Raw genomic sequence first — 25548 nt, 5'->3', positions numbered from 1 at the left:
AGGTGATCGGAGATCGGTGACTGGTGATCAGTAGCCGCGGGTCAACGACCCGCCGGAGCGATATTCAATGGATCAACGCCCTTCGCCCCCAACCGTCTCTACGCACCGCAGCCCAAACTTGGTCGCGAGTCCGTCTGTAGCGATTGGTCCGAGGATTCAAGGGAGTCGAACAGGCCCGACGACGGTAGAATGTACTGAAGTTTGCCTTTTCCGACTATGAGGAACCGTGATGTCCACCGAGCTCCGCCCTCGCCCCGCGTCCGACGACAACGACGGCCCCTCGTTCGCCGAAACGGCGCTTAAGCTTGGCGGCAAGAGCGACGACGAGGCCCGTCGCACCGGGGCAATCGATGCGGCCGACGATCAAGTCGAAAAGCTGTTCGCCGCTCAATATCAAACCGCGAACAGTCCAGCCCACCGCGCGGTATGGGACAACGGCGTACCGGTCGATTTGTTTCAAAGCGAACCAGCGGTGACGCCGCCAGCCATCCAGCAGGTGATGGACGCCTCGGTGGAGATCGTCCGTCGCCATCGCGACGGCGGTTCGCTCTACAACGACGAACACAAGATCGCCGACCACGTGCTCGCCGAACTTGGGCAAGCGGGCTACTGGGGGCTGCTCGTCGACCCAGCCTACGGCGGCAAAGGCACGCCCTTCTCGGCGTTCGCCCCGTTCCTCACGCGGATGGCGACCATCGACCCGACGGTTGCAGGCTTGGCATCGGTCCACGGCTGCATCGGCGCCGTCGACCCCGTGCGAACGTTCGGCACGGACGAACAACGGCAACGTTTTCTGCCAGGGCTCGCCTCGGGTGAGCGGCTCAGCGCGTTCGCGCTTACCGAACCGGGCGCCGGCAGCGATCTCACGGCACTGAAAACAACGGCCGTCCGCTCCGGCGACGACTTCATCGTCAATGGCGAAAAACTGTTCATCACCAACGTCGTCCCCGGCCGGACGATTGGTCTCGTCTGCCTGATCGAAGGCAAGCCGGCGGTCCTCATCGTCGAATTGCCGCGAGAAGAAAACGACCAGTTCCAACTCCGCAAGTACGGCCTCTGGGCGCTCAAGCACACCTACAATCGCGGTATCATCTTCCGCGACTTCCGCGTGCCGGCCGAGAACTTGCTAACGCCTCCGAAGGGCGACGGCCTCACCATCGCGTACCACGGTCTCAACCTCGGCCGCATCGCCCTCTGTGCGAACGCCGCCGGCACGATGCGCCTCATGATGGCGAACATCATTCCGTGGGCGAACTTCCGCGAAACCTACGGCCAAACGATCGCCCGTCGCGAACTTGTCCGTCGCCGCCTCGGCCAACTGGCCGGCCTGATAACCGCCGCGGACGGCCTCGTCGCCTGGTGCGCCGGCCTGATCGATCGCGGCTATCGCGGCGAAATGGAATGCATCGTCGCCAAAATCTTCGGCAGCGAAGCGCAAAAGCATGCGGCGATCGAGCTGTTTATGAAAACTCACGGCGGCCGCTCGTTCTTGCATGGCCACAACTTTGGCGACAACGTCCACGAATACCTCGCTCCGTGCATCTACGAAGGCGAGGGCGAGATGCTCGCGATGGGCTTCTTCAAATCGCTCGTGAAGGAGCACGGCAAAACGTTCTTCGAACCGATCGGCAAGACGCTCGCCGCCGCCGGCATCAAGAAGCCGAACCCGCTTAACCCCGCGCATGCCTGGGCACTGAAGGGGGTCGCGTGGCCCTACGCCAAGTGGATGATTGCCCGCCGGCTGTCGAGCGGCGCCGCCCCACAACTGCCAACGATGTCGGCCGAGCTGCGCCGGCACGCCGAATTCGCGTGCGAGAACCTCCACGCGATGGGTCTCGAAATCTCGCAAACGATGAGCAAGTTCCAACTCGCCCTCGCCGATCGCCAATGCCGCATGGCGGAACTATCACAACGCTGCCAAGACTTGATCACGATGCTCTGCGCGTCGCTCTACGGCGCCCGCCAGCAGGACGAGCTCGTGCGCACCGCGGCCGACGTGTTCTGCCAAGAACTGAAGAGCAAGTACACGGGCAAGCGGGCTAGCAACAGCTACTACCGCCAAGTGACCGACCTCGGCGCCGCGATCGCCGAAGGTGGTTTCAAGGGAATCGCAGGGCTCGATGGCGGCGAAATCATGATGCGCTACTAGCTTCCCATCCGCGCTCGAACAGCAGCTAGCAGCGATCTTGGCGGCTGGAAATCACTCTTGGCGCCCCGTCGCTGGGACTGTTTAATCCCACGCCATTGTTTCGCCGCCGTCTCGTCGTTCGAAGCGGCGTGCACACCGTTCACCCTCGTCGAGTCGCGTCGTGAAATCTCGCGCTGCGGTCTTGCTACTGGCGCTATCGATCACTTCCGGCTGCGCGGCTCACCGCGTGCCGACGTTCGATCAATCGCCGGCAAATGGCATGTCGCGCCCCCTCGACGACAGCCCGCAATTCGAGCGGGGCGACGCGCATCCCGTCGTCGACGGCGTCGGCTGGGTGCTTGGCGTACCCGAAAAAATCGCCCTCTGGGATCGCCGCGCGTCGAATCATCAAGTCTCGGCCGACACCGAGCTGAAGCTCTCGGAATACATGGCGGCCAACGGCATGGGCTCGACCAAGGTTCGCATCAACCAGTACGCCCCCGGCGACGAATGGCGCCGGCTAGCCGCAAACAAAAGCGTCGGCGCCGGTTGGCGGTACACGTTCGGCGCGGTCCGCACGCTTGGCTACACGATTTTGCCAGGCCGCGTCTTCAGCGGGCTCGTCGGCGGCGATTCGTACAATCCTTACACCGACAGCATCTACGTCTACTCCGACATTCCGGCGCTCGCGGTCGAACAAGGCGCCCATGCGAAGAACGTTCGTTGGCGCGATAACCCGGGGACCTACGCCTCGATCTACTCGCTGCCGATTCTAACGCTCTACCCCGAGCAAGCGGCGAAAGAAGAAGTCTACGCCCACGTCGCTCAGAACGGCACGTACGACGAGCAGGTCGCCGCTCGCGACGCCCTCTATCCGCAATTCGGCAGCGAAATCGGCGGGCAAACGGGGTTGTTCGTTCCTGGTTCGACCATCGTCTTCTCGCTCGCCGGCGCCGGCGTCGGGCATGCCGTCAACGCGATGTCGCCCGCGCCGGAAGTCGGCATGGAACCATTCGCCCAAGCGGCGGCGAAGTACGAGCAGTCGACGGAACTCGCCGACGCGCCCGAGAAGACGACGTGGCCGAGCGACTTCGCGGAAGGCATCGCCCCTCCCGCCGCCGCGAGCGGCGAGGTTCGCCAGGCGAATGCCGTCGAAACGCCGTCGTCAGACGCGACGATTCTGCGTTAGTCGCTCACCGCGCCGCGGCAACAGTTACAAGCCCAGCAGCGGTTCACGATTCACGTCTTTGTAGTAGAGATAGCGCGCCGGCGCCTTTCCCATCGCCACGAACCATTGCGGGCAGTACGACGCCATCCAAATGACGTCGCCTTCTTCGACCGGGTACCACGAATCGCCCAGCCGGTAGACGCCCATGCCGTCGAGCATCACCAGGCCGTGTTCCATCACATGGATCTCGACCTGCGGCAGGTTGGCCCCCGGCTGATAAGTAAAAACGTTTACCGCCATGTCGAACCGCTCGTCGGTCGGCAGCAGCGTTTGCAGGCGGGCTTGTTCGTCGCCCATGAACGCCACGCCCGGCGCGTCGGCCGTTTTGCCGACGATCGCTTCGGGGAATTCGAACGCCGCCTTCACGTACCGCTTTTCAAATAGCACGATGTTGCTCGCTTCGATCGCCTTCAGTTCGTGCGGCCGATCGGACGGGAGGTACGCAAAATCTTCCGCCACGAGCGTGTGCGCAGCGCCCCCTGGCAACTTGAGCGCAAGCTTCCCCGTTCGCACCCAGACGACGCGTTCGACCCCTTCGGCCGCGCCGCCGGTGAAACCACCTGCATCAATCGCGACGTTAGCCTGCACGAACCGGGCGCCCATGTGAGGCGAGATGTGGACGACGCCCTTGGCCCCTCGCCAACCAGGAAGATCTTGCCACACCCACGTGTCGGGCGTGATGAGAGCATGCTGCGACGTGACGCGGCTGCGAGTCGTTCCAAACAAATCCATGGCAGGATGGCTCATTACTATTATTCGGTGCTTGTGATCTATCAACGCGAAGCGGCGGCCGACTGCGCCGCCAACTGCTTTACGAACATTACCAGTGCCTCAAGCCCGAGCGCTACGTCAGCCGCGTGAACGGCCTCGGCCGGATGATGGCTCACGCCGCCGGGACTGCGGAGAAAGAGCATCGCCGTCGGCGCCGCGCGAGCGACAACGCCGGCGTCGTGGCCAGCCCCGCTGACCATGAGCCGTGGTGCGGCATCGACCTCAGTCACTGCCGCGGCGAGCCCTGCCGTCAATTCAACGTCCATCGCAACCGCCGCGTGTTCGTGCTGCCGCTCCACGCGCACAGCCAAATTGGCGCCCTGCGCCAGCTCTTCCGCCAGGGCGAGCAACTTCGCCACCGCCATAATCCGTACGGCGTCGTCCTGATGTCGCACGTCAAGCGACGCTGTCACCATCCGCGGAATGCAATTCGGCACGTTCGGGTCGACGACGAACCGCCCGACGGTCGCGACGAGCCCTGGCGTCGCGCGAGCGAGTTCTTCGACAGCGATCGCCCAACGGCCAGCAATGGGAAGCGGATCGTTCCGCAAGTTCATCGGGGCCGTGCCGGCATGCCCCCCCTCCCCTGCCCACTCGACGGTGAGCCGCGTTTGGCCGGCAATCGCCGTCACCACGCCGAGCGGCTGATGGACTGCTTCGAGCAGCGGTCCCTGCTCGATGTGGGGTTCGAGGTAAGCGACAATTTCGCCCTCCAGAACGCGGCACGCATCGATCGCATGCGGATCGCAACCGAACGCGGTGAGTGCTCGCCCCAGGCTAACTCCCGCGTCGTCGCAGAGCGTCAGCAATTGCGGATCGAACGTTCCCACAAGCGCGCGACTCCCAATGAACGGCAAGCGAAAGCGAACGCCCTCCTCCTCGGAAAAACCGATCACTTCCATCGCCCACGGCAACGCAACGTTCGCCTGCCGCACCGCCTCGACCACGGCAATCCCCATCATCACGCCGAGGATGCCGTCGTAGCGGCCGGCGTCGCCGACGGTGTCGAGGTGCGAACCGATCACCACGCACCGCTTCGCATCGCAACCGGTCGGTGCGTAAGTTCCCCGCAGGTTCCCCGCCGCGTCGCAACGGCCGCTCATGCCAGCAGCTTCCATCCAACCGGAGACGAGCCGATGGGCGTCGCGCATCGCCGGCGTGCAGAAGAGTCGTGTAATCCGTCCCGGTTCGTCGCTGCAGCGTGCGAGCGCGTCGCACCGCTCCATCACGTCCGCAGCCAAGCGCTGCCACTCAGAACTTTCATTGACCACAGGCAAAACAGAACCGATAATTGGGGTGTTCGGGCGGTGCGAGCGGATTATAGTCGCGATCGGCAGTTTTTCCAAAGTTCAACGTGGAAGAACGTCGATCGCGACAGCCAACGACAACGGTTCCCCCCTTAGCTCCCGGTTCTTAAAACCGGGGGCCGCAGCGAGCCCCGCCCATGCGCGACCACCTGCTCCTCTTCATCAACGGTGAACAACGCGAAGTCCGCGGCGGGGATGCGTTCCTGTCGGTGTCGGATTATCTGCGACTTCGTTGCGGCTTGGTCGGAACGAAGATCGTCTGCAGCGAAGGGGATTGCGGCGCCTGCACCACACTCATCGGCCGTCCAGCTGCCAATCGCCAGCAGCTCGACTACAAGCCTGTCGATTCCTGCATCCAATTCATGTTCCAGCTCGACGGCACGCACATTGTCACCGTCGAAGGGCTCCGCCGCGACGGCACGCTCAACGCTGTGCAGCAGGCGATGGTCGATTGTCATGGCTCGCAATGCGGTTTTTGCACGCCGGGCTTTGTCATGGCGATGACCGGGCTGCTAGAGCAGCAAAAGGCACTCGACGAACCGACGCTCCGCTCCGAACTCACCGGCAACCTCTGCCGCTGCACAGGCTATACGCCGATCATCGACTCCGGCTTGAAATGCAACGGCGCCGATCACGATCGGCTCGCGCAACTCTATCCCGCCGCACCGATGCTGGGTGCGTTTGCTAGCACTGGCGACGACGAACTGCGTCTCGAAACGACTTCATTCGGCGTGCAGCATGTCGCCTGCTCGCCTCGCACGCTGGAGGAGGCGCTCGATTTCCTCGCGATGCAGCCGACGGCCACAATCGTCGCCGGCGCCACCGACATCGGCGTCCGCGCAAACAAAGCCCACCGCTTGCCGCCGGTGATCCTCGATTTGAATCGCATTGCGGAACTCGAAGCCATCGCGGTGGGAGACGGCGTCTTCCGTTGCGGCGCCCGCGCAAGCTGGACGACGCTGCTCGCAGCATTCCGCCAAGCAGCGCCGGCGTTTGCCCGCATCTTGCAACTCTTTGGCGCCCCGCAAATCCGGCACGTCGGCACGATCGCCGGCAACATTGCGAACGCCTCGCCGATCGCCGATTCGCTCCCGTTCTTGCTCGTGATGGAAGCGGTGCTGGTGCTGGCCAGTAAGTCGGGCCGCCGCGAGGTGAACATCAATCAGTTCTACCACGGCTACAAAAAGCTCGAACTGAAACCGGGCGAACTCATTACCGAAGTTCGCATCCCGCTGCCAGCGGAGAGCGAGTTGCTGCAACTTTACAAAGTCTCTCGCCGTCGCGATCTCGATATCTCCGGCTTCACCGCCGCCGTCCGGATGCAACTCGACGGCGACGCAATCAAACAAGCAAGCATCGCCTTCGGCGCCGTCGGCCCGACAGTGATGCGAGCGAGGCAAACCGAACGCTTCCTCGTCGGGGAACCGCTCACTCTCGAAACAATGCAAACGGCCGGCGACATCGCGGTCAACGAAGTGACGCCCATCGACGACGTTCGCGGCTCCGCGGAGTACAGACGACAGCTAACTCGCAACGTGCTGCTGAAGTTTTACTACCAAACACAATCGCAACTTGCGGCGGTATAAACGAGATCACTATGCCGAGCGTCGGCCAAACCATCCCGCACGATTCCGCCGTCGGCCACGTCACCGGCCAGGCGTACTACCTCGACGATATGCCGTCGATGGCGGGGGAGCTTCACGTTGCGTTCGTGCCCAGCCCCATCGCCTGTGGCACGCTCACAGGCATCGATGCGACAGCAGCGCTGGCGATCCCCGGCGTCGCGGCCGTCTACACAGTTGCCGACATTCCCGCGCACAACATGTTCGGCCCGCTCGCAGCCGATGAGCCGTTTCTCGCCGACCGCGAACTCCTCTACGTGGGCCAGCCGGTCGCCATCGTCGCCGCTGAATCCCGCGCCGCGCTCCATCACGGCATCGCCGCGGTCGAATTGAAATATTCAGAGCAACAGCCGCTCCTTACGCTCGAAGAATCGATCGCTCGAGAGCGCTTCCTCGGCGTCGAACGCCGCATCGCCCGCGGCGGCGAGATCGAAGCCGAACTGAAAAAAGCGCCCCATCGCCTCAGCGGCACGTTCCACATCGGCGGTCAGGAGCAGTTCTATCTTGAATCGCAGGCCGCTATCGCCTACCCCGGCGAAGATGGCCAAATGGTCGTTCACAGCTCGACGCAAAACCCAACGGAAATCCAAACCGTCGTCGCCGAGATGCTCGGCGTCGGCTTTCACGAAGTTGTTTGCGTCACGAAGCGAATGGGGGGCGGCTTCGGCGGCAAGGAAACACAGGCGGCGATCCCCGCGATGATGGCGGCGCTCGTCGCTCGTAAAACGGGTCGCGCCGCGCGAGTGATCTTCGACAAAGACACCGACATGTGCTCCACCGGCAAGCGGCATCCCTACCTCGTCCGCTGGGAGGTCGGCTTCGAGCGTGACGGCCGCATCCACGCGCTGAAGTACGACTATTATTCGAACGGCGGTTGCTCGCTCGACCTTTCGCCGTCGATCATGGAGCGGACGCTGCTCCATTCCGACAACGCCTACTATATTCCGCACGCCGATTTCCGTGGCCGCATTTGCTTCACGAACCTGCCATCGAACACAGCGTTCCGCGGCTTCGGCGGTCCGCAGGCGATGGCGGCGACCGAGAACATCCTCGAGTCAATCGCCCAGCATCTCGCGATCGACGCCTACGATGTGCGTCGCGCGAATGTCTACGGCGTCACCGACCGAAATGTCACGCCCTACGGCCAGATCGTCGAGAAGAATCACCTGCCTGAAATCTTCGACGCCCTCGCCGCCTCTTCGCAATATCACGCCCGCCGCGCGGAGATCGCCCGCCGCAACGCGAACGATCCGCTCACGCTCCGCGGCCTCGCCCTCACCGGGATGAAATTCGGCATCAGTTTCACTTCGAAGTTCCTTAATCAAGGGAACGCGCTGGTAAACCTCTACACCGACGGCACGGTACAGGTTTCCACCGGCGGCACCGAGATGGGCCAGGGCCTCAACACGAAGATTCGCCAACTCGTCGCCGACGAGTTCGGCCTCGATCCGGCCCGCGTCCGCTTGATGGCGACCTCGACCGAGAAAAACAACAACGCCTCGCCGACCGCCGCCTCGGCGAGCACCGACCTCAACGGCGCCGCCGCGGTGCGAGCCTGCCAGCAGATCAAACGCCGGTTGAAGAAGTTCGCCGCCGACCGACTGTCCGACAAGGCCGAAGGCCTCACGCCATCGCCGCGGCACATCGTCTTCGCGGATAACGTCGTCTACGATACTCGCCGCCCCGAACTGCGAATCGCCTTCGGCCCGCTGTGCGACGAAGCCCGCCGCGAACGGGTCGACCTCGGCGCCCGCGGGTTCTTCGCCACGCCGGGCATCGACTTTAACCGCGAAACGGGGCGAGGCACGCCCTTCTTCTACTTCACGCAAGGCGCCGCTGCCGTTGAAGTCGCGATCGACCGCTTCACCGGCGAGTTGACCGTCGCCCGCGCCGACCTGCTGATCGACATCGGCCGCTCGATCAACCCGGGCGTCGATCGCGGCCAAATCATCGGCGGTTTTATTCAGGGGATGGGCTGGGTCACCGCGGAGGCCCTCACCTACAACGACAAAGGCGTGCTGCTGAGCCACTCGCCGACGACGTACAAAATCCCGGCGATCACAGACGTTCCCATCGACTTTCGATTGTCGTTATTCGACAATGATGATAATGTCCAAAACATCCGCCGCAGCAAAGCGGTTGGCGAGCCGCCGCTGATGCTCGGCATTGCGGCCTGGGCTGCGGTGAAGAATGCATTGACCTATACGAGCTCCGAGGCGGCGACTTCTCTAAATTTACCGGCGACTGGAGAGGAGATTTTACGATGTCTCAGTTTTCAAGTCCCGACGCATCCGGGTTCGCCCAAGACGGCGTATCAAGCATAACGAACGAAATCGCAAGGTCTCTCGATGAACAACTAGGGCCAAGCTCATTCCGATTCAGTTTGCGTTCATTGCTGCTCACCACCACCGCAGTCGCATTCATCGTCTTCGGATTTCATTCGGTTTGGGTTAGCGGTCGACTGCGTGCGACCTCCAACCACATCACAAACTCGATGAAGCAAATCGGACTCGGTCTGAGCAACTACGCTGACACCCAAGATACTGGCGTGGCCAATCACTCTGTTGACGATGCCGGCGCGCCGCTTAATAGTTGGCGTTGGTTAATCACCCCCTTCGTCGCGCAGCTCGATAGCAACATGGATTGGAGTTATCACGAATCATGGCAATCTCCCGCCAATCGCGATCTCAGAGAAATGCATTTTGACGTGTATTGCTTGGCCCCGTCTACAAGCGACTGCAACACGAACATCTTTGCCATCGTAGGCGACGATACGGCAATTTCCCCGAATCCTGCCGCTCATTGGAGTGAACTCCCTGCGGATGTCCTGATCTTAATGGAAGTTGCCAATTCGGGAAAAAATTGGATGGAGCCTGGCGACTACGACGTTGACGAGTTGCTAGCCCAGAGTGGCCGACTCGGCAGCTCAGTGAAAGGGCTCCTCAACGACCGCATCCACGTCATGTTTGCTGACGGTCAAGTTTGGGCGATCTCCTCCGACGCACCGATGACTGTCCTCCATCCGTTCCTGACAATCACCGGCGCCAAGAACGCAGACCGCAACGAGCTTCTGTCTGCATGGCGAGTCAACTAAATACTGCTCCGGCGGGTCGTTGACCCGCGGCTACCCCGCAAATGCCCTCCCCTCACGGATACGTCGAACGCCTCGCCGAGCTCGCCGCCGCCGGCGCGCCGTTCGTGAGCGTCACGCTTGTCGGCGCCGTGGGGAGCACGCCGAGCGACGTCGGCAGCAAGATGCTCGTCACGGCGGCGGGGCTCGACTTCGGCACCGTCGGCGGCGGCCGCGTCGAAGCCAAAGCGATCGCCGCAGCGCAACAACTCCTCCACAACGAACCGCCCACCTGCGAGCCGGGGGGTTCATCCCCCCGGTCTTCCGTCACTCCTTCCCCCCAGCTCGTCGAGTGGAACCTCCAACGCGACGTCGGCATGACCTGCGGCGGAGTCGTCCAGCTCTTCTTCGAAATCTACAATCACGGCGAATGGCAGATTGTCATCTTCGGCGCCGGCCACGTCGCGGCGGCGGTCATCGCCGCGCTGCTCCCCCTTCCCTGCCGCATCCTTTGCGTCGACCCGCGCGACGAATGGCTCGCCAAGCTCCCCGACCACCCACGGCTTCGCAGACACTGCCTTGCTGATCCTGCCGCGCTGTTGGGCGACCTCCCCCGCGACGCCTTCGTCCTCTGCATGACGATGGGCCACCGCACCGACCGGCCGATTCTCGAAGCGATCTTTCGGCAGGGCCAGAAATTTCCGTATCTCGGCGTCATCGGCAGCGCCGCCAAGCGAGCGGTTCTCCGCCGCGAACTCCTAGCGTCAGGCATTCCAGAAGAACAAGCCGATGCGTTCCACTGCCCGATCGGCCTGCCGCTCGGCAGCAATCTGCCGGCGGAGATCGCGATCAGCGTCGTCGCCCAACTGCTTCAAGTTCGCGACGCACTCAAAAGCCCCGCCTAGATCAATCAGCTTTGGGTGCCACTGGTATCTTGCCAGTGAGAAGTGCCGAGCGAGTACCTACTTCAGCACTGGCAGGATGCCAGTGGCACCCAGAAGCAAGCTTCAGCATCTCGTCTGTTAAACCTTGCGACCCATAACGACTGCGCCAGGCGCCAATTGCCGCATCGCGCGACTCCTGTCGAAAGAGTCATCACGTTTATTCCGTGCGCGCTAGGCTTGAACAAAATCCAGCGCATTAACGCTAATTCTCGTCGATGCTAGCGTCAGGCCGCTCTCTGGGCCGCGCCGGTTCCGAGCCCCACGCTCCCGGCTGCTCGACACGGACGACGCACATAGGACACCGTTCAGGATGAACGCCAAATTCTCCGCCGCCGTTGCGGCGCTGGCGCTCGGCATGCCGTCGATCGCCCCCGCTCAGCAACTGATGCCCTCGGAAATCGTCGGCGCCGATTCGGCCGTCGCCCCTTACGAGTACGCCAGCCCGCCGGCCATCGCCGATCAGTTCGTGATCGACGATCCCTCGTGCGACGTCGGCTGCAGCGAGCAGCTTTCGTGCAGCGACTCTTGCTGCGAGAAAGCGATCCTCTGCGGGTTGATCAAACAGTCGGATCACTGCTTCGACAGCTTCATCAGTCCGATGACGAACCCGGTCTTCTTCGAAGATCCCCGCCAGCTAACCGAAGTCCGCGGCATCTTCTTGAACCATAAAGTCCCGCTTGCGGCAGGCGGCGGCGACATTCAAGTTTACGCGGCCCAGGCGCGGGCTCGCATCACCGACCGGCTGTCGATCATCGCCACGAAAGATGGCTACGCCGTCTCGCAGAACCCAGTGATCGCCGACGGTTGGGCCGACGTGGCGGCCGGTTTGAAATACACCATCTACTCCGATGCCGAGACGCAACGGCTCCTCAGCGGCGGCCTCACCTACGAAATTCCGGCCGGCACGCCGCGCACGCGGCAAGGCAACGGCGACGGCGAGTTCCACCTGTTCCTCACCGGCGGCGCACAGGTTTTAGGATATGGCCACGTGATCAGCGGCTCCGGCTTCCGTCTACCTGCCGACAGCAGCGAAGAGAGCCAGATGTGGTACTGGTCGAACCACTTCGACTACCAGGTGCTGCAAAAGTGGTACTTCCTCACGGAATACAACTGGTACCATTGGATGAGCTCGGGCAACAACGATTTTGCTCCCGGCATTGAAGGCGGCGATCTGTTCAACTTCGGTTCGACTGGCGTGGCTGGCAACGACATCGTCACCGGGGCGATTGGCGCCAAGTACAAGCCGAACCGGCATGTTGAAATCGGCGTCGCGTGGGAACTGCCGCTCACCGAACGCCGCGACGTGCTTGAGAATCGCCTCACGGTCGATGCGATTCTGCGGTACTAACGCCCCTAGCACTGGCAATCTCAACCGTGGGTTCGGACTGGTCGCTTAAGCGACCAGTCCGAGGCGCCGCGTGGTTGACCTTCAACGGCGGCCGTGGCCGTGGCCTCCGCCGCCACCTCCAGTGCCGACGGCGCCGCCGCTGCTGCGGAAGGCCGATGGTCCGCCGCCGCCACTCCCCCCTTGGCTGCGCATCATCTGCCCGCCCCCGCCGCCCCCGGACGGTCCGCGGAAGCCGCGCATCTCAGCGCCGCTGTTACCGCTGCCAAAGTTGCCGGAGTTACCCTGATTGAAGCCGCCAAACGACCGCGGCGCGCCGACTCCGCCGCTGGGTACGCCGCGAAAGCTCTGGTTCGGCCGATCGCTCTGAATCATGCTCGGGGAGCTTGCTCCGCTCGGCATCGGCACTTGCAGATTCCGCGACTGGTACGGCATGCTGCGGACGCCCAGTTGCCCCGTCGGGCCAACTGGTTGCTGCAGGCGATTCTGCGGCATCTCGATGCGAGCGCGACCCTCCATCGTGCGGCCGCTCCCTTGCGGAAAGGATGGATTGCCGTCGAAGTTCTGCTGCCGACGGAATTCTTGCGGATTCCGCACGGAACGATTCGAGCGGAACGGGTCGGCGCCGCCGTTCTGCGGCAAGTCTTGGCCGCCGCGAATGATTTCTCGCGACGCGCTCGGAATTCCGCCGCCGCTGCCAACCGGCAATTGTTCGCGACGCACCACCGAGCTGCCCCCGCCGGTTTGGCCATTCTGACCACCAGGAAGATTGCCGCCGCGATCGCGCATTTGCCGCTGCAAGTCGCTGAACTTCATCCCATTCGCATCGCCGCCGCGCACTGAACCGTTTGGCAGCGTCCGCACGTCGCCGCGCGAACCGCCGACGAATCCCGGAGGTTTGCCGCTGCCGACGCCGGCGTCGACGGCCGGCTTGCCGGTTGTGCGCGCGACAGGCGGTAAGTTGAAGGCCGGCCGTTTGCCGTCGATTCCGTCTAGCTGCTTGCCGCCGCGAATCACGTCGCGATCGACGACGCCGGCGAGTTTGCCTGGATCGTTGGGCCGCCCGTTCTTTCCGCCCGCAATTGCGTCGCGGTCGATCCCCGCGCCCTGCCCAGGCCCGCGGCCTGGCTGGCCGCCGCGCCCGTTCTTCAAATCGTCGAAGTTCTTCGGAAAGCCGTTCTCGAATCCTTTGAAGCGTCCTTCCGCAGCGACTCGCGCATCGCGGATCTGCTTGAACTGGTCGATCTGGCCGCGCGAGCGATCAAGGTCGACCTTCGAAGCTTGCTGCAACTTCACTTGGCCGATCTGCGAACGTTGGCGCAAGTCGGCAGTCGTCACGAGCTTGTTGCGATGCGGACCGCCGTTGGGGCCGCCGCCGGCAATACCGTTCGGACCACCCTGGGGACCGCCGCTTGGCCGCCTGTAGTCTTGTTGAAAGCGATCGAAGTCGCGGCGATAGTTGTTCGACCAGTCATCCCGGTTGCGGCCATCGTGCCAGCGGTGGTACGCACAGAACGGATCGTACCCGCGACCGCGGCCGCCGTTCTGCCACCAAGGGTTGTAGTGGTTGCCGTGCCAGCCGCCGTAGCCGAAGTAGTAGTGGTGATGGTGGCGGTTGATGTAGAGCGCCGAAAGCAGCAGCCCCGAATCGAGCACGCTGTACGGGCGGTACGACCAGCCGACGCCGCGCCACACCGGCTGCGGCCACCACACCGGGGCATACGCCAACCCGCGGTAAGCGAGCAGGTAATCCCAATACCCAGAGATGAAGATCGCCCCCTGCGGGGTGTAGCAGTAGCGATCGGGAATCCAAACCCAGTTATTTTGCCCGGCGTACCAATAGCCAGCCCGCCAATCGTAGGCGCCGCCGTTCCACGTCCAGCAACCAGGCACCCAGAAAAAATTCGCCGCCGGCGCCGGGCTCGACGGCCCAACTTCCAACGTCTCAGGCGGCAACGGCAGCATCTGCACTTCTTGCACCTGCTCGCCGGCCCAGAAGCCCGGCACCCACTGAAACTCGGCGTCGGCAGCCGTCCAATGTCCCGGCACCCAACGACGCCCCGGCGGAATATCGCGCCAGACGCCGCTCACCCAAATAAAATCGTTCTGATCGTCCGACCACATCCAGTAGCCCGGAATCCACTCGACATTGTCGCCCTCCGGACGGACCTCAGGCGGCAGTTCGTTGATCGGCTCCGGCGGTTCCTGCTTCACGCGGATCGATTGGCCCGCTTCGAGAACGACCGCTTCGGCGAAGGCCTCGTGGATCGGCCCCTGGTCGAGCACTTGCATCCCGCCCTGCTGCTGGGCGCCGGCCAGTGGCCCCGGGTTCGCCGGCGCAACCGCCGCAGCGGGGGCTCCGCCCGGTGCGGGCGGAGCAGGGACTTTTCCGAAAGCACGCGTCGCAGCGATCGGTGCGAACGAAACGGCGACGAGCGCGCTGAGTGCAGTGAAATACTTAACGACAGCCATGGCGAGATCCCCCTTCCTCGGGAGCACCTTGTAACCATTGCAACTTGCCGCCGCTGTGCATTGGGTCGGCGGCGGCAAGCGGGCGAGAACGCTGCGTCGGCCCACGACGCACCTCGCCGGCAAGAGTGGACGCAAACGGGGCGCCAACTCTGCGCAACTACAACTCTCGCGTGAATTACTGACTTTTCAAGCCCAGCAGGGCCGCGGGCGACGTATCGCCAGCGATGCAGGTGTCGTCAATCTGTCATGCGTTGGGCCTTCAACCGAGCGGCGACGGAGAAGACGCCTCACTCAATGTTGCCGACGCCCGCTATACTGGCCGCCATGCTCTCTTACCTCCGCTACGCCCTGGCGACGGTATGCTTCACGCTCGGCGTCTTCTCGCTAGCGCTATGGGGGAGCGGAAACTTCTGCCGATTCGGCATCGAAACCCGAACGCGTCTGTGGAGCTTCGACGCCACCCATGGGATGGCGGAAGCCTCTGCCACGCCGGTGGATCCTGAGCTTTGCCCAGTCGGCACTCCGAGGGCGATCACAGCCGGCGGCGGAACCGGCATGGGCATGTCGCGGACGATCGTTCATTTCACCCTGGACGACCGTCCGATCGACATTTGGTTTCAGAACAAACTGGCGTCGAACGGCTCGTTCGGCGCCGCCGACGGGTCCCTCATTTTCCCACTCTGGTACGCCGCCCTCCTCTTCGCTTTGCTGGGCGTCGGCGCCCTCCGCCTCGGGCAGCGGTTTACAGTTCGCTCGGCAATCATCGCCATGACCGCGGTAGCGGGCCTACTGGGAATCGTCGTGGCGGTATAATTGGAGCAACTCCGGCTCGCAGAACGGCGATATCGGCCACAAGCGAAAACCGCGGCGTTACTCAATCCTTCAACGTGGGGTAAGGCTGGTTTCCTTTCGTAACGCTAATGAGTCACTCGCGTCGCAAGCTCCGGCTACCTGCAATCGCGATGCTCTTCGCTACCGCAGCACTCCTGGTCGGCGGAGCGTTCACCTTGATTTTGGGCAACGCGTGGGGACTCTTCGCGACGCTCACCGTTTCAGCGCTGCTCGTATTGCTTTCGATCAGCACGGTGGTGAGCTACTTACTGCTGCCGCGCGGCGACTCTTGCAAGCGAAAAAAAATGCTCGACGATCAGCGTGACTGACCGTCGAGCATTCTCGTAATGCATTCAAGCGAAGTCGAGGCGGCATTCCCGCCTCGCCAACCTACTGCGACTCAAACTTATAAATCCCGCCCTCTTGGGTCGAGAAATAAGTCTCGCCGTTATCGTCTTCGCCGAAGGTGAAGATCGGCGTCCCCTTCTCGAGGACAAGTCGGTTCGCTGTCGCCTGCTTCGTCGCTTCGTCGACCCACAGGGCGTAGACCTGCCCCGTCGCGAGGTCGCCATACATGAAGGCGCCTTCGAGTTCCGGCGCGCTCTTGCCGCGGTAGACGTTGCCGCCGGTGATCGACTTGCCGAGGTCGTGGTGGTAGTCCCACACCGGCTCGATGAGATCGGCCCGCGGGTCGCTCCCCTTGTCGCCGAACTTGTGAGTCCCTTCGCGGAGGTTCCAACCGTAGTTGCCCCCCTTTTCGATGATGTCGATCTCTTCCCACAAATCCTGGCCAACCTCGCCGGCCCACAGCGTGCCGGTCTTGCGGTCGAACGCCATCCGCCAAATGTTGCGAATGCCGTAGGCCCAGTTCTCACCGCGCGCGTCCTTGCGACCCACGAAAGGGTTGTCCTTGGGAATTGCGTAGTTCAGCCCCGGATCCTTGTTGTCGACGTCGATCCGCAAAATCTTGCCAAGCAGCGTGTTGAGATTCTGACCGTTGCCGTGCGGATCGCGCCCCGAACCGCCGTCGCCGAGGCCGACGTACAAGTAACCGTCCGGACCGAACACGAGCGTGCCGCCGTTGTGATTCCAATACGGCTGCGGGATCTCCATGATGATCTCTTCGCTAGCCGGATCGGCCTTGTTCGGGTCGTCCTTCGAGACGCGGAACCGCGAGATGATCGACTTGCGATCCTTTTCGTCTTTGTAGTCGTTCGTGTAGTAGACGAAGAACTCGCCGTTCTCCTTGAACTTCGGATGGAACGCGAGGCCAAGGAAGCCCTCCTCGTTTTCGGCAGGCGCCTTGTAGTGGAGGCGATCGGTGATGTCGAGGAACGTCCCCATCTCCTCGGCGTCAGGCTTGTTCTCGATCACATGGATCCGCCCCGGCTGCGTCGCGATGAACAACCGGCCGCTGCCATCACCCGCCCCGGTGATTACGAGCGGGCGCAGTTCCTTCGGCTTCCCTTCGTCAACGCCGGTGACGTCGTCGGGCCAGAACAGGTTCGGAAACGCCTCAACCACCTTCACCGACTTGAGCGGCGATTGATCAACCTTCGAGCGATCAATCTCAGCGGAAGCAAGCGAAGCGACGCCCATGGCGCCGAGGCAGACGATCGTAGCGACAAACTTCACGGGGGAATTCCTCATGAGGTGACTTTTTACAAATGAATTTCACCACGACGTCACGACGGACACGACGAAATACTTTGGAACCGCCGATGGACGCAGATTAACACAGATCAAATTATTGATTGCTCAATCTACGCTTATCCGCGTTCATCGGCGGTTCCAACTCTTCTTTTCTTCTCGTCGTGTTCGTCGTGTTCGTCGTGGTAAATATCAACTGATTCATCCGCCGATTTGGTACATCGCCCGCTCGGGCTGATGAAAATCGCTCCGGCCGACGCCGTGGGCGGCGGCTTTCGCGGCGACCGACTCGCGAACCAGCGTCCGCAGGTCGTCGTCGCTCCCGCCGTTACGGAGGACGCGGCGGGCGTCCCATTCAACTGTTGAGAATAGGCAGTTTCGCACTTGCCCCTCCGCCGTCAAGCGGAGCCGATTGCAATCGCCGCAGAACGGCTCGCTTACCGGGTTGATAAAACCAATTTTGCCGCCATCCGCAAAGCAGAAGTCGACCGCCGGCTGACTCGCATTGTCGCGCGGCGCGACTTGCAGCGGGCCACAACGTTCTTCGACGATGCGGCGAATCTCAGCGCCCGTCAATAGCTGGTCGCTCGACCAATGATGCTCGGCATCGAGCGGCATGAACTCGATGAACCGGAGTTCCAATTGGCGCTCGCGGGCAAACTCGACGAGTGGAACAATTTCACTCTCGGTGAGATCACGAATCGCAATCGCATTGAGACGGATTTCGTCGAACCCCGCCTCCTGTGCCGCGGCGATACCGGCGAGCACGCGATCAAGCCCCTGCCGCCGCGTGATCCGCTCGAACGTCGCTTCGCTGAGCGTGTCGAGGCTGATGTTGATGCGTCGCAGGCCTGCTGACTGGAGCGCTGCAGCTTGCTGGTCGAGCAACATGCCGTTCGTCGTCAGCGCCAAGTCGCGGATGCCCGGGATTGCCGCCAGCATGCGGACGAGTTCGGGCAAGTCGGCCCGCAACAGCGGCTCTCCGCCGGTAAGTCGCAGCTTGTCGAGGCCCAACGGCACGAGCGATCGCACGAATCGCTCGATCTCCTCGAACGTCAACAGTTCCGCCCGCGGCCGGAAGACGACGCCCTCGGCAGGCATGCAGTAAAAGCAGCGGATGTTGCAGCGATCGGTAACGCTGATGCGGAGACTTGTATGCCGACGGCCGAACGCATCGACGAGCGGCGGAAGTTTTCCCGCCGTCGCATCCTCGTTCGCTGCATGTTCGATCGCCGTCGACATCGCCTATCGCCAAACTTATCCGTTTACGTTGGTCGCTGGATGAACCCACTCGGCGCCGCCATCGGCCCAATGCTCTTGCTTCCAAATCGGTACGCTTTCCTTGAGCGTATCGATCAACCACCGCCCCGCATCGAACGCATCGCCGCGATGCGCACTGCTCACCGCGATCGCCACGCTCGCCTCGGCCAGCGGCACCTCGCCCAAGCGGTGCACGATGCTGCAATCCACCAGCGGCCACCGTTCGCGTGCTTGCTGCTCGAGTCGCTCTAGTTCCTTCGCCGCCATCTCGCGGTAGGCTTCGTAGCTGAGCGTCGCCGTCTCGCGCCCCTTGGTAAACTGCCGCGTGATCCCGAGGAACAGCACCACGGCGCCTGCCTCCGGCTGTTGGACCGATTGCAAGAGCGCGGTCGCATCGATCGGGTTGTCGGTCAGTTGAATCATGCCAAGCTCAAACCCTAGCTATCGCCGCATCAACTCGCGCCGCTAGCCTGGGGCAAGCTTGCCCCAGGTTATTTCTTTTTAGCCGCCGCTCACCGGTGGAATCAGCGCCGCCACATCGCCATCCTGTAACCGCGTCGCATCCGCTGCATACTCCTCATTGATCGCGATGAGCGACCGCCGCGCCAATTCCGCAAGCGCCGGCGCTGTCGCGCACAACGCCGTCCGCAGCGCCGCCACGTCCGCCTCAACGGGCAACTCAATCGGCAACTCGCCGCAACCCGCTAATTCCCGGGCCGCGGCGAACAATTTCACCGTCAGCCTCATCTTACTACCAGCTCCTGCGCGGGACTATCAATCAACTGCCGCAGCTCGGGCATCAGCCCGTAGGCGAGCGCGACAAGCTTTACTGGATGGAGCGTCGCCATCGACGCCCCCTGCTCCATCTGAATCCGACACGTGCTGCATTCGGTGACGCCCAGCCGGTAGCCACCCTTGCGAAGCTCGGTGATCAGCGGCAAGCCAATCCGCAGACTTGTCCGGTAGTTTTTCTTTTGAAACCCAAAGAGTCCCGCCGCGCCGCTGCAACCTTTTTCGATCAGCCGCAAGTCGAGCTTCGGAATCAGCCCCATCAAGTTGACGCTCGGCACGCCGACTTCGAGCGCCTTCACATGGCACGGCGTGTGATAGCCGACGGTCATCTCCAGCGGTTGAAAATCAAGCCGCAACCGCCCCTTCTGATGGAGTCGCCACAAATACTGCGTCGCCTCCATCGAGTTTTCCGCCACCAGCCGCACATCGGAATCGTCGCCGAGCAAGTGAGCATACTCGCGCTGCAGCGCAAGAATCGCCGACGGCTCTGTTGAAACGATCGTGTAGCCCTGCCGCACCGCTTCGCTGAGCATCGCCACGTTGCGTTCAGCAAGCAACCGCGCGGGGCCGAGCGCTCCCTGCGAGATCATCGGCATCCCCGCCTCGTACTGGCGATCGGGAATATAAACCGACACGTCGTTGTGCTCAAGCACGGCGACAAAGGCCTTCGCCAACTGCGAATCGCAGAAGTTGGCGAACGTATCGACGAACAGCAACACCTTCTCGCCCGGGTCGCGATTCGGTTTGGCCAGTCGCGCTTGCGTCGACGATTCGAGGAACGGCCCGCGCGTGAACCGCGGCAACTTCCGTCCCTGAGCGATGCCCAGCGTCCGCTCGATCACCCACCGCGCCCAGCGGCTGCGAATCGCCCAGTTCGCAATGTTGGGGAAGCGCGACGCGTAGCCGCACAGCACGTCGATGTTCGTGATGAACCAATCGTGCAGCCGCAGCCCGTTGACGGCGACGTACGAACCCTTCGCCTCGGCCATCAGCTTCGGCACATCGACGTTGGCCGGGCACTCGAGCCGACACATGTGGCAGTGGATGCAGAGGTCGCATACCTCTTTCACCGCTTCCTCAAGCACCGCCCCCGCCGGCAGCGCGCCGGTGAGAATCGCCCGCGCCAGATTCGCCTTGGCCCGCGGCGACGCTTCCTCGCGCGGCGCGGGGCGAAACGTCGGGCACATCCGCGACTCGGCTTCCTGCGTGCGGCAAGCGCCGCAGCCGTTGCACATCCGCGCCGCGTACGTCATTTCGTCGGGACGCCAGTCGAGTTGCAGCTGAATCAAACTCGACGGCGGGCGCTTAAGCGAACTCGACTGCGGCGGCGCGTCATCAACTTCCAAACGATCCAGCAGCGGGAACGTCACGCGCCGCAGTGGCGTTTCGAGTGGCACCGAATCGGCCGGAATCTTTTTGCCCGGGTTGAGAATCCCGCGCGGGTCGAACAGCGACTTCACCTCGCGGAACGCCGCCATCAACGGCCCGTGCTGTCCCGCAGCGTACGGCGTCCGGCTATATCCTTCGGCATGCTCGCCGCTAATCGTGCCGCCCACTTCCCACGTGTAGCCGTACAGTTCTTCCGCCAGCTCGCGAAGCTTCGGCACTTCCTCGGGGTCGGTGAGATCGATAAACGGCCGAATGTGGAGCTGCCCATGCGCCGCGTGTCCAAAGATCGACGCCGTCACCTGATGCCGCCGCAACGTCTCGAGCGACTTCTGCAAGAAGTTCGGCAGCGCCTGCGGCGGCACGGCGATGTCTTCCACAAACGGCACCGGCCGCGACGAACCGCGCAGGCGGTACAAAGTTGGTACATACCGCCGCGCGAGTTGCCACAGGACGTCGCTGTCAAACGGATCGAGCGCGAGTTGCGAGCTCGACGCCATCCGCCGCTGATCGACCAGCAGGTGCTCGATCTCGCGCAGCGCCTGAAGCACCTCTTCCTCAGATTCGCCGCCGCATTCAACGAGCAGCACCGCCTCGGCCTCGGCGGGAATCAAGAACTCGTACCGCGGGTTCGTTTCGCGGGCGAGGCTGAGATGGCGGCGATCCATCAGATCGCATGCCCGCAACGTGTGCATCGAGAGTTCTGCGGCCGCCTGCGCCGCACCGGAGAGCGACGTGAAAAACAGCAGCATGCTGCCGGTGTGCTCCGGAAGCGCCACTGTCGCGAGCGTTGCTTCGGTGACGATCGCGAGCGTTCCCTCGCTGCCGACGAGCAACCGTGCCAGGTCGATCGTGCCCCGCTCATCGGCGTCATTCGACTTCCACAAGTCGTGCAGCCGATAGCCGCTCCGATCAACGAGGCTGCGCGTCCGTCGCTCGTCAATCGCATGTTGATGCCGAGCGATGATGTCGGCGACTCCCGCCGCCAGCGTTCCGGCCGGGTCATCGCGACGCTCGGCGTCGACGTCGGGAACATGTTGCGACAATCTCGTCACCTGCCCGTCGGCGAGCACAACCTCTAGCTCGCGCACATGCCGCCGCGTCGAACCATACGCCGGCCAGCGGCTTCCCGACGCGTCGAGGGCCACGACGCTTCCCATTGTCGTCACTTCGACGTTGGCCGGATCGGGCCCGAACATCCGGCCGCTGCGGGCCAGCCGATCATTCAGCTGCGCCAGCACCACCCCCGGCTGCACGACGACGTGATCTTCGCCTACCGAAACGATCCGCCGCATGTGCTTCGAAAAATCGACGACGATGCCGCGCCCGAGCGAATCGCCCGCCAACCCCGTCCCGGCTCCGCGGGGAAAGAGCGGAATACCCCGTTCCGCCGCATACCGGACGATCGCCACGACATCGTCCCGATGCCGCGGCAACGCCACCCCCAATGGCGGCACTTCGAAGATGCTCGCATCGCTGGCGTACATCTGCACGAACAAGTCGTCGCAATGGACGTCGCCGTCGAGTTGCCCCCGCAGGTCGTCACGGATGCGAAGCTGTTCAGCGTCCATAGGGCGATTGCGAGGCGTGCGGATGACTTTTAATCACGAAGAATAACCACGACGGCACAGCGGACACGACGAAAAACCAAGTAACCCATTCAGGCGAGCTGCAATCTAAAATTCCGTCGTGCTCGTTGTGTCGTCGTGGTGCAATACTTTTTTGAATTCAAGAAGGGGGCGACGTTGCAAGCTCCTTCGTCCGCGTCGCGATCTGCCGATACTTCTCGTGCGTTTCCAAATTAAAGTGGCCGTGCGTTTCCATCTCCGCCACGCCGCGGTATTGGGCGCCGCAGCGGTAACACATGAGCGCGTTGCCGACGAACATGAATAGCAGCAGGTCGGCCAGCGCCGTGGCGAACAAAATCCCGAACGTCCACGCGAGGTTCGCGTTGGCCCAGGCGATCGAGCTGCCGACGACGCCGATCGCTACGAGCAGCACGCCCAATCGCTGCGGAAAGTCTTTCCGCATGTACAGGTCGTGGCTCGGGCAAACAAGGCACCGCCGTACCCGCTCGCCGCTCACGGCCCCCTCCGGCAGCGCCACCTCGTGCCGGCACGCCGGGCACGCGAGCGCCGTCGTCCGTTCGTCGAACTCGTGACGAACGGCGCTGTCGCAAGAGCTGCAGGCGTAGGTGACGTGCATCGCTGACCGCGGGGGGGAACGGGACGCCTCGCCCTCGTGGCCAAGGCAAACTGCCATTATACGGGGTAAACCGACTCGGCAGACAGTAGCAACGACATCGTTTCGCCGACAAACGTCCCGATTACGGCGACGTACAGAATACCCGTGGCGCTCTGCGTGTTGGGGATTTCGAGCGTTTTCCAGGTCAGGTAAATGAGCACGATCACGCCGATCAATCCGAATGACCACCGCAGCAGCAGGAAGAGCCAATCTTGCGTGCTGAGCGCTTGCGACGACGCCTCGCCAACGAGCCCAGCGCCGCAGAGGAGCGTCTGTAGCGCAACCGCCGCCGCCATTGCGAGCAGCAGTTCACGCAGCGGCGCCAATTGCATGCCGGGGGCGTTTAGGTACCAGTGCCCAAGCAACATCGCCGCGGTCGTCGTGCCGAGCAGCAAGCCCGAGGTGATCGGCTGCAGGAACCGCAGCCACTCCAGCACGCCCGACGCTTCCGCTGCTGCTCCCGTGACGTGAAGGCTGTCGACGCCGCTCATCGCGGCCAGCGATCCCACGGCGCCGACGATCGCCACGCCATACAGCAGCGCCACGCCAGCCCGCGGCTTCTCATAGAGCCAGCAAACGGCGCCAACGTAACTCAGCACGGCCGAACAAATCGCCCAACCGAACGCCGCCGGCGCCGCCACGCGACTCAGCAGCGCCGCAAGCGCTGAGAGTCCGAGCGTCACGTAGAGATGGTTGCGAAAGTACCCGCTCGTCACCAATCGCGGCGAAGCGATCGTCATTCCCGCCGCGAGGCCAAACGACAGCCGCAGCAGAAATTCCGTCAGCAGCGCCATGCGTTCCCCGCGGGCTAGGCGTTCGGCTTGCTCAGCCTACTTGCCGCCGTAGATGAGATTCATCACTTCCGACCGGCTCGACAGGTTCGAGCGGAACAGCCCCTTCATCGCCGAAGTGACGCACAAGCTATCCGGCTTCCGCACGCCGCGGATCGACATGCACGAGTGGGCCGCCTCGATCACGACCGCGACGCCTTTCACGCCGAGTTCTTCGACGAGCAAGTTGGCAATCTGCTCGGTCATCCGCTCCTGCACCTGCGGCCGGTGCGAAATCTCTTCGACGACGCGGGCCAGCTTGCTCAGTCCGACGACCTTGCCGTTGGGGACGTAGCCGATGTGGGCCTTGCCGATGAACGGCAGCATGTGATGCTCGCACATGCTGTTGAATGAGATATCCTTCACGAGGACCATCTCGTCGTACTTCTCGGTGAAGAACTTCTGCAAATGGATCCGCGGATCGGTATGCAGCCCGCTGAACAGCTCGCGATACATCCGCGCCACGCGGGCCGGGGTTTCGCGCAAGCCCTCGCGATCGGGATCTTCGCCGACGGCGAACAGAATTTCGCGAACCGCCCGCTCGATGCGCGGCAGATCGACCTCGTGCGAGGTCGCGTTGTCACCTGGTTCGTCGAGTTCTCCCGACAGACTGCCGTGGTCGACAGACTTGCCGCCGTTCGCTTGCGAAGCGCTCATCAATACCGCCGTCTCTATAAATTTAGAAGTACCAGTGACCGAGCGTGTGGGAGGGGTCTCCGACCCCGACGGCGGTCCGCCGGCGTGACATCGTCACCCCAGCAATGCGGAATCGGCGTCGGAGACGCCTCCCACAGTGACTCTGCTTAGTGGGAGACTCCGTCCGTAAATCAAAGAAACAGCCGATCGTACGTTGCGGCGGCGCAGCGAGTCAACCGGCTCAGTTCTGGCTGAAACGGGGCGGAAAACCGGCCGCTGCCGGTGCGGGCGTCGCGGGGATTCCCTTCCACGGCTTGCCGAGCGTTTCCAGCAGCAGCTCGGCCCGACGATCAACATTGCATTCGGCGAGTAACCGGCACTTGAGCCCTGCATCGAGCGGTAGGGCAAAGCTCGCCAAATCAGTCAGCACCGCCAGCGGCAACTCCGCGGCGAGAAGGTCTTGCACCGGCCCGGGCGACTTGGCCCCGGGAGGTAACGGCAGCGCCTGCTGGAACTCCCGGCAGAGCACCGCCTGCAATTCGGCCCGATCGGCCTCGCCCTCGCCGGGATAAGTTTCATCAAGTAGTTCCAACTCTGCCGTCCGAAACGAGCGGCCGGTGGCGACTTCGCTCACCAACCGCGCCCGTCGCATCCCGAGCAACATGATGTTGTAGCGGCCATCTTCCAGGCGCTGGTGCGTCACCACCTTGCCAACGCAAACCTGCGGCAGCAGCCGCGGCTTTCCCTCGTAGTTCGCTTCCCAGCCTGGCGCCAGGATGCTCATCGCAATGAGGCCGTCGCTGTCGAGGGCGTCGTTGAGCATCTCCCGATACCGCGGCTCGAAAATGTGGAGCGGCTGCATCACGTGCGGGAACATCACAAGGTCGGGCAGCGGGAACAGCCGGGCGACTCCCTTGAATCGAGTTTCGTCAAAGGTGAGGTCGTCGGTGTTCCAGGGCAGCATGGACATGGCGTGTGCGGTGGGCGGGAGGCGTGAGGAGGCGGCACTCATCGCCGCGATTGAAAGCCACC

21 protein-coding genes are annotated in these 25548 nt (G+C 63.0%); 9 read left to right on the top strand and 12 right to left on the bottom strand.

Annotated elements, in window-relative coordinates:
• Positions 1-229 precede the first annotated feature (229 nt).
• Together PLANPX_RS10210 and PLANPX_RS10205 are read left to right on the top strand one after the other, a co-directional pair.
• Entirely contained in the window at positions 230-2149 is a 1920-nt protein-coding gene (locus PLANPX_RS10210; protein WP_152098631.1) for an acyl-CoA dehydrogenase family protein, read from the top strand.
• A gap of 160 nt (positions 2150-2309) precedes the next feature.
• Positions 2310-3317: a hypothetical protein gene (locus PLANPX_RS10205; RefSeq protein ID WP_152098630.1), complete on the top strand. Its 1008-nt coding sequence runs from the start codon at positions 2310-2312 to the stop codon at positions 3315-3317.
• 24 nt (positions 3318-3341) lie between these two features.
• Here the strand turns inward: PLANPX_RS10205 and allE are convergent, their stop codons facing one another.
• Together allE and PLANPX_RS10195 are read right to left on the bottom strand one after the other, a co-directional pair.
• On the bottom strand, positions 3342-4103 hold the full coding sequence (allE, locus tag PLANPX_RS10200) for a (S)-ureidoglycine aminohydrolase (RefSeq protein WP_198421874.1): 762 nt from the start codon (positions 4101-4103) through the stop codon (positions 3342-3344).
• A 26-nt stretch (positions 4104-4129) separates the two neighbouring features.
• Entirely contained in the window at positions 4130-5398 is a 1269-nt protein-coding gene (locus PLANPX_RS10195) for an allantoate amidohydrolase (protein WP_261344424.1), read from the bottom strand.
• Positions 5399-5571: 173 nt separating this feature from the next.
• Between PLANPX_RS10195 and PLANPX_RS10190 the strand changes: the two genes are divergently transcribed.
• From PLANPX_RS10190 to PLANPX_RS10170, 5 genes are all read left to right on the top strand, one after another.
• On the top strand, positions 5572-7020 hold the full coding sequence (locus PLANPX_RS10190; protein WP_152098629.1) for a xanthine dehydrogenase small subunit: 1449 nt from the start codon (positions 5572-5574) through the stop codon (positions 7018-7020).
• Between the two features lie 11 nt (positions 7021-7031).
• Complete coding sequence (xdhB, locus tag PLANPX_RS10185) at positions 7032-9380, top strand: xanthine dehydrogenase molybdopterin binding subunit (RefSeq protein ID WP_152098628.1); 2349 nt, start codon at positions 7032-7034, stop codon at positions 9378-9380.
• Between the two features lie 68 nt (positions 9381-9448).
• Positions 9449-10150 carry a DUF1559 domain-containing protein gene (locus PLANPX_RS10180; protein ID WP_172991965.1) on the top strand — a complete coding sequence of 234 codons (702 nt, stop codon included), beginning with the start codon at positions 9449-9451 and terminating at the stop codon, positions 10148-10150.
• 41 nt (positions 10151-10191) lie between these two features.
• Positions 10192-11031 (top strand): XdhC family protein, encoded by an 840-nt coding sequence (locus PLANPX_RS10175; RefSeq protein WP_152098626.1) that lies wholly within the window; start codon positions 10192-10194, stop codon positions 11029-11031.
• 349 nt (positions 11032-11380) lie between these two features.
• Complete coding sequence (locus PLANPX_RS10170) at positions 11381-12418, top strand: hypothetical protein (protein WP_232536362.1); 1038 nt, start codon at positions 11381-11383, stop codon at positions 12416-12418.
• 81 nt (positions 12419-12499) lie between these two features.
• Here the strand turns inward: PLANPX_RS10170 and PLANPX_RS10165 are convergent, their stop codons facing one another.
• Complete coding sequence (locus PLANPX_RS10165) at positions 12500-14887, bottom strand: hypothetical protein (protein ID WP_152098625.1); 2388 nt, start codon at positions 14885-14887, stop codon at positions 12500-12502.
• A gap of 324 nt (positions 14888-15211) precedes the next feature.
• Between PLANPX_RS10165 and PLANPX_RS10160 the strand changes: the two genes are divergently transcribed.
• Together PLANPX_RS10160 and PLANPX_RS10155 are read left to right on the top strand one after the other, a co-directional pair.
• Positions 15212-15700 carry a hypothetical protein gene (locus PLANPX_RS10160; RefSeq protein WP_152098624.1) on the top strand — a complete coding sequence of 163 codons (489 nt, stop codon included), beginning with the start codon at positions 15212-15214 and terminating at the stop codon, positions 15698-15700.
• 107 nt (positions 15701-15807) lie between these two features.
• Positions 15808-16047 carry a hypothetical protein gene (locus tag PLANPX_RS10155; RefSeq protein ID WP_152098623.1) on the top strand — a complete coding sequence of 80 codons (240 nt, stop codon included), beginning with the start codon at positions 15808-15810 and terminating at the stop codon, positions 16045-16047.
• A 61-nt stretch (positions 16048-16108) separates the two neighbouring features.
• On the opposite strand, the gene PLANPX_RS10150 is transcribed toward PLANPX_RS10155, so the two are convergent.
• From PLANPX_RS10150 to PLANPX_RS10110, 9 genes are all read right to left on the bottom strand, one after another.
• Positions 16109-17353 carry a PQQ-dependent sugar dehydrogenase gene (locus PLANPX_RS10150; RefSeq protein WP_198421873.1) on the bottom strand — a complete coding sequence of 415 codons (1245 nt, stop codon included), beginning with the start codon at positions 17351-17353 and terminating at the stop codon, positions 16109-16111.
• Positions 17354-17569: 216 nt separating this feature from the next.
• The gene (moaA, locus tag PLANPX_RS10145; RefSeq protein WP_152098621.1) at positions 17570-18610 is read right to left on the bottom strand and encodes a GTP 3',8-cyclase MoaA; all 1041 of its coding nucleotides are present in this window, start codon (positions 18608-18610) and stop codon (positions 17570-17572) included.
• Positions 18611-18625: 15 nt separating this feature from the next.
• Positions 18626-19051 (bottom strand): molybdenum cofactor biosynthesis protein MoaE, encoded by a 426-nt coding sequence (locus tag PLANPX_RS10140; RefSeq protein WP_152098620.1) that lies wholly within the window; start codon positions 19049-19051, stop codon positions 18626-18628.
• A 78-nt stretch (positions 19052-19129) separates the two neighbouring features.
• On the bottom strand, positions 19130-19363 hold the full coding sequence (locus PLANPX_RS10135) for a MoaD/ThiS family protein (protein ID WP_172991964.1): 234 nt from the start codon (positions 19361-19363) through the stop codon (positions 19130-19132).
• Between the two features lie 8 nt (positions 19364-19371).
• The gene (locus PLANPX_RS10130; protein WP_152098618.1) at positions 19372-22377 is read right to left on the bottom strand and encodes an anaerobic glycerol-3-phosphate dehydrogenase subunit C; all 3006 of its coding nucleotides are present in this window, start codon (positions 22375-22377) and stop codon (positions 19372-19374) included.
• Between the two features lie 157 nt (positions 22378-22534).
• Complete coding sequence (locus PLANPX_RS10125; protein ID WP_152098617.1) at positions 22535-23011, bottom strand: hypothetical protein; 477 nt, start codon at positions 23009-23011, stop codon at positions 22535-22537.
• Positions 23012-23067: 56 nt separating this feature from the next.
• Positions 23068-23844: a hypothetical protein gene (locus tag PLANPX_RS10120; protein ID WP_152098616.1), complete on the bottom strand. Its 777-nt coding sequence runs from the start codon at positions 23842-23844 to the stop codon at positions 23068-23070.
• A gap of 36 nt (positions 23845-23880) precedes the next feature.
• A complete protein-coding gene (gene folE, locus PLANPX_RS10115) occupies positions 23881-24537 on the bottom strand; it encodes a GTP cyclohydrolase I FolE (protein WP_152098615.1) in 657 nt (218 codons plus the stop codon).
• A 220-nt stretch (positions 24538-24757) separates the two neighbouring features.
• Positions 24758-25486, bottom strand: a complete 729-nt coding sequence (locus PLANPX_RS10110; RefSeq protein WP_172991963.1) for an LON peptidase substrate-binding domain-containing protein — start codon at positions 25484-25486, stop codon at positions 24758-24760.
• Between the last annotated feature and the right edge of the window lie 62 nt (positions 25487-25548).

The sequence above is a fragment of the Lacipirellula parvula genome, assembly GCF_009177095.1.
Lineage (GTDB): Bacteria > Planctomycetota > Planctomycetia > Pirellulales > Lacipirellulaceae > Lacipirellula > Lacipirellula parvula.
This window is presented reverse-complemented; position numbering and strand designations above follow the sequence as displayed.

What these genes read in the sequence shown, in the direction of transcription:
- moaA (WP_152098621.1), bottom strand. Translation starts at nt 18,610, where the DNA reads ATGTCGACGGCGATCGAACATGCAGCGAACGAGGATGCGACGGCGGGA.
- PLANPX_RS10160 (WP_152098624.1), top strand. Translation starts at nt 15,212, where the DNA reads ATGCTCTCTTACCTCCGCTACGCCCTGGCGACGGTATGCTTCACGCTC.
- PLANPX_RS10110 (WP_172991963.1), bottom strand. Translation starts at nt 25,486, where the DNA reads ATGTCCATGCTGCCCTGGAACACCGACGACCTCACCTTTGACGAAACT.
- PLANPX_RS10210 (WP_152098631.1), top strand. Translation starts at nt 230, where the DNA reads ATGTCCACCGAGCTCCGCCCTCGCCCCGCGTCCGACGACAACGACGGC.
- PLANPX_RS10165 (WP_152098625.1), bottom strand. Translation starts at nt 14,887, where the DNA reads ATGGCTGTCGTTAAGTATTTCACTGCACTCAGCGCGCTCGTCGCCGTT.
- PLANPX_RS10155 (WP_152098623.1), top strand. Translation starts at nt 15,808, where the DNA reads ATGAGTCACTCGCGTCGCAAGCTCCGGCTACCTGCAATCGCGATGCTC.
- allE (WP_198421874.1), bottom strand. Translation starts at nt 4,103, where the DNA reads ATGAGCCATCCTGCCATGGATTTGTTTGGAACGACTCGCAGCCGCGTC.
- PLANPX_RS10190 (WP_152098629.1), top strand. Translation starts at nt 5,572, where the DNA reads ATGCGCGACCACCTGCTCCTCTTCATCAACGGTGAACAACGCGAAGTC.
- PLANPX_RS10130 (WP_152098618.1), bottom strand. Translation starts at nt 22,377, where the DNA reads ATGGACGCTGAACAGCTTCGCATCCGTGACGACCTGCGGGGGCAACTC.
- xdhB (WP_152098628.1), top strand. Translation starts at nt 7,032, where the DNA reads ATGCCGAGCGTCGGCCAAACCATCCCGCACGATTCCGCCGTCGGCCAC.
- PLANPX_RS10120 (WP_152098616.1), bottom strand. Translation starts at nt 23,844, where the DNA reads ATGGCGCTGCTGACGGAATTTCTGCTGCGGCTGTCGTTTGGCCTCGCG.
- PLANPX_RS10125 (WP_152098617.1), bottom strand. Translation starts at nt 23,011, where the DNA reads ATGCACGTCACCTACGCCTGCAGCTCTTGCGACAGCGCCGTTCGTCAC.
- PLANPX_RS10140 (WP_152098620.1), bottom strand. Translation starts at nt 19,051, where the DNA reads ATGATTCAACTGACCGACAACCCGATCGATGCGACCGCGCTCTTGCAA.
- PLANPX_RS10170 (WP_232536362.1), top strand. Translation starts at nt 11,381, where the DNA reads ATGAACGCCAAATTCTCCGCCGCCGTTGCGGCGCTGGCGCTCGGCATG.
- folE (WP_152098615.1), bottom strand. Translation starts at nt 24,537, where the DNA reads ATGAGCGCTTCGCAAGCGAACGGCGGCAAGTCTGTCGACCACGGCAGT.
- PLANPX_RS10175 (WP_152098626.1), top strand. Translation starts at nt 10,192, where the DNA reads ATGCCCTCCCCTCACGGATACGTCGAACGCCTCGCCGAGCTCGCCGCC.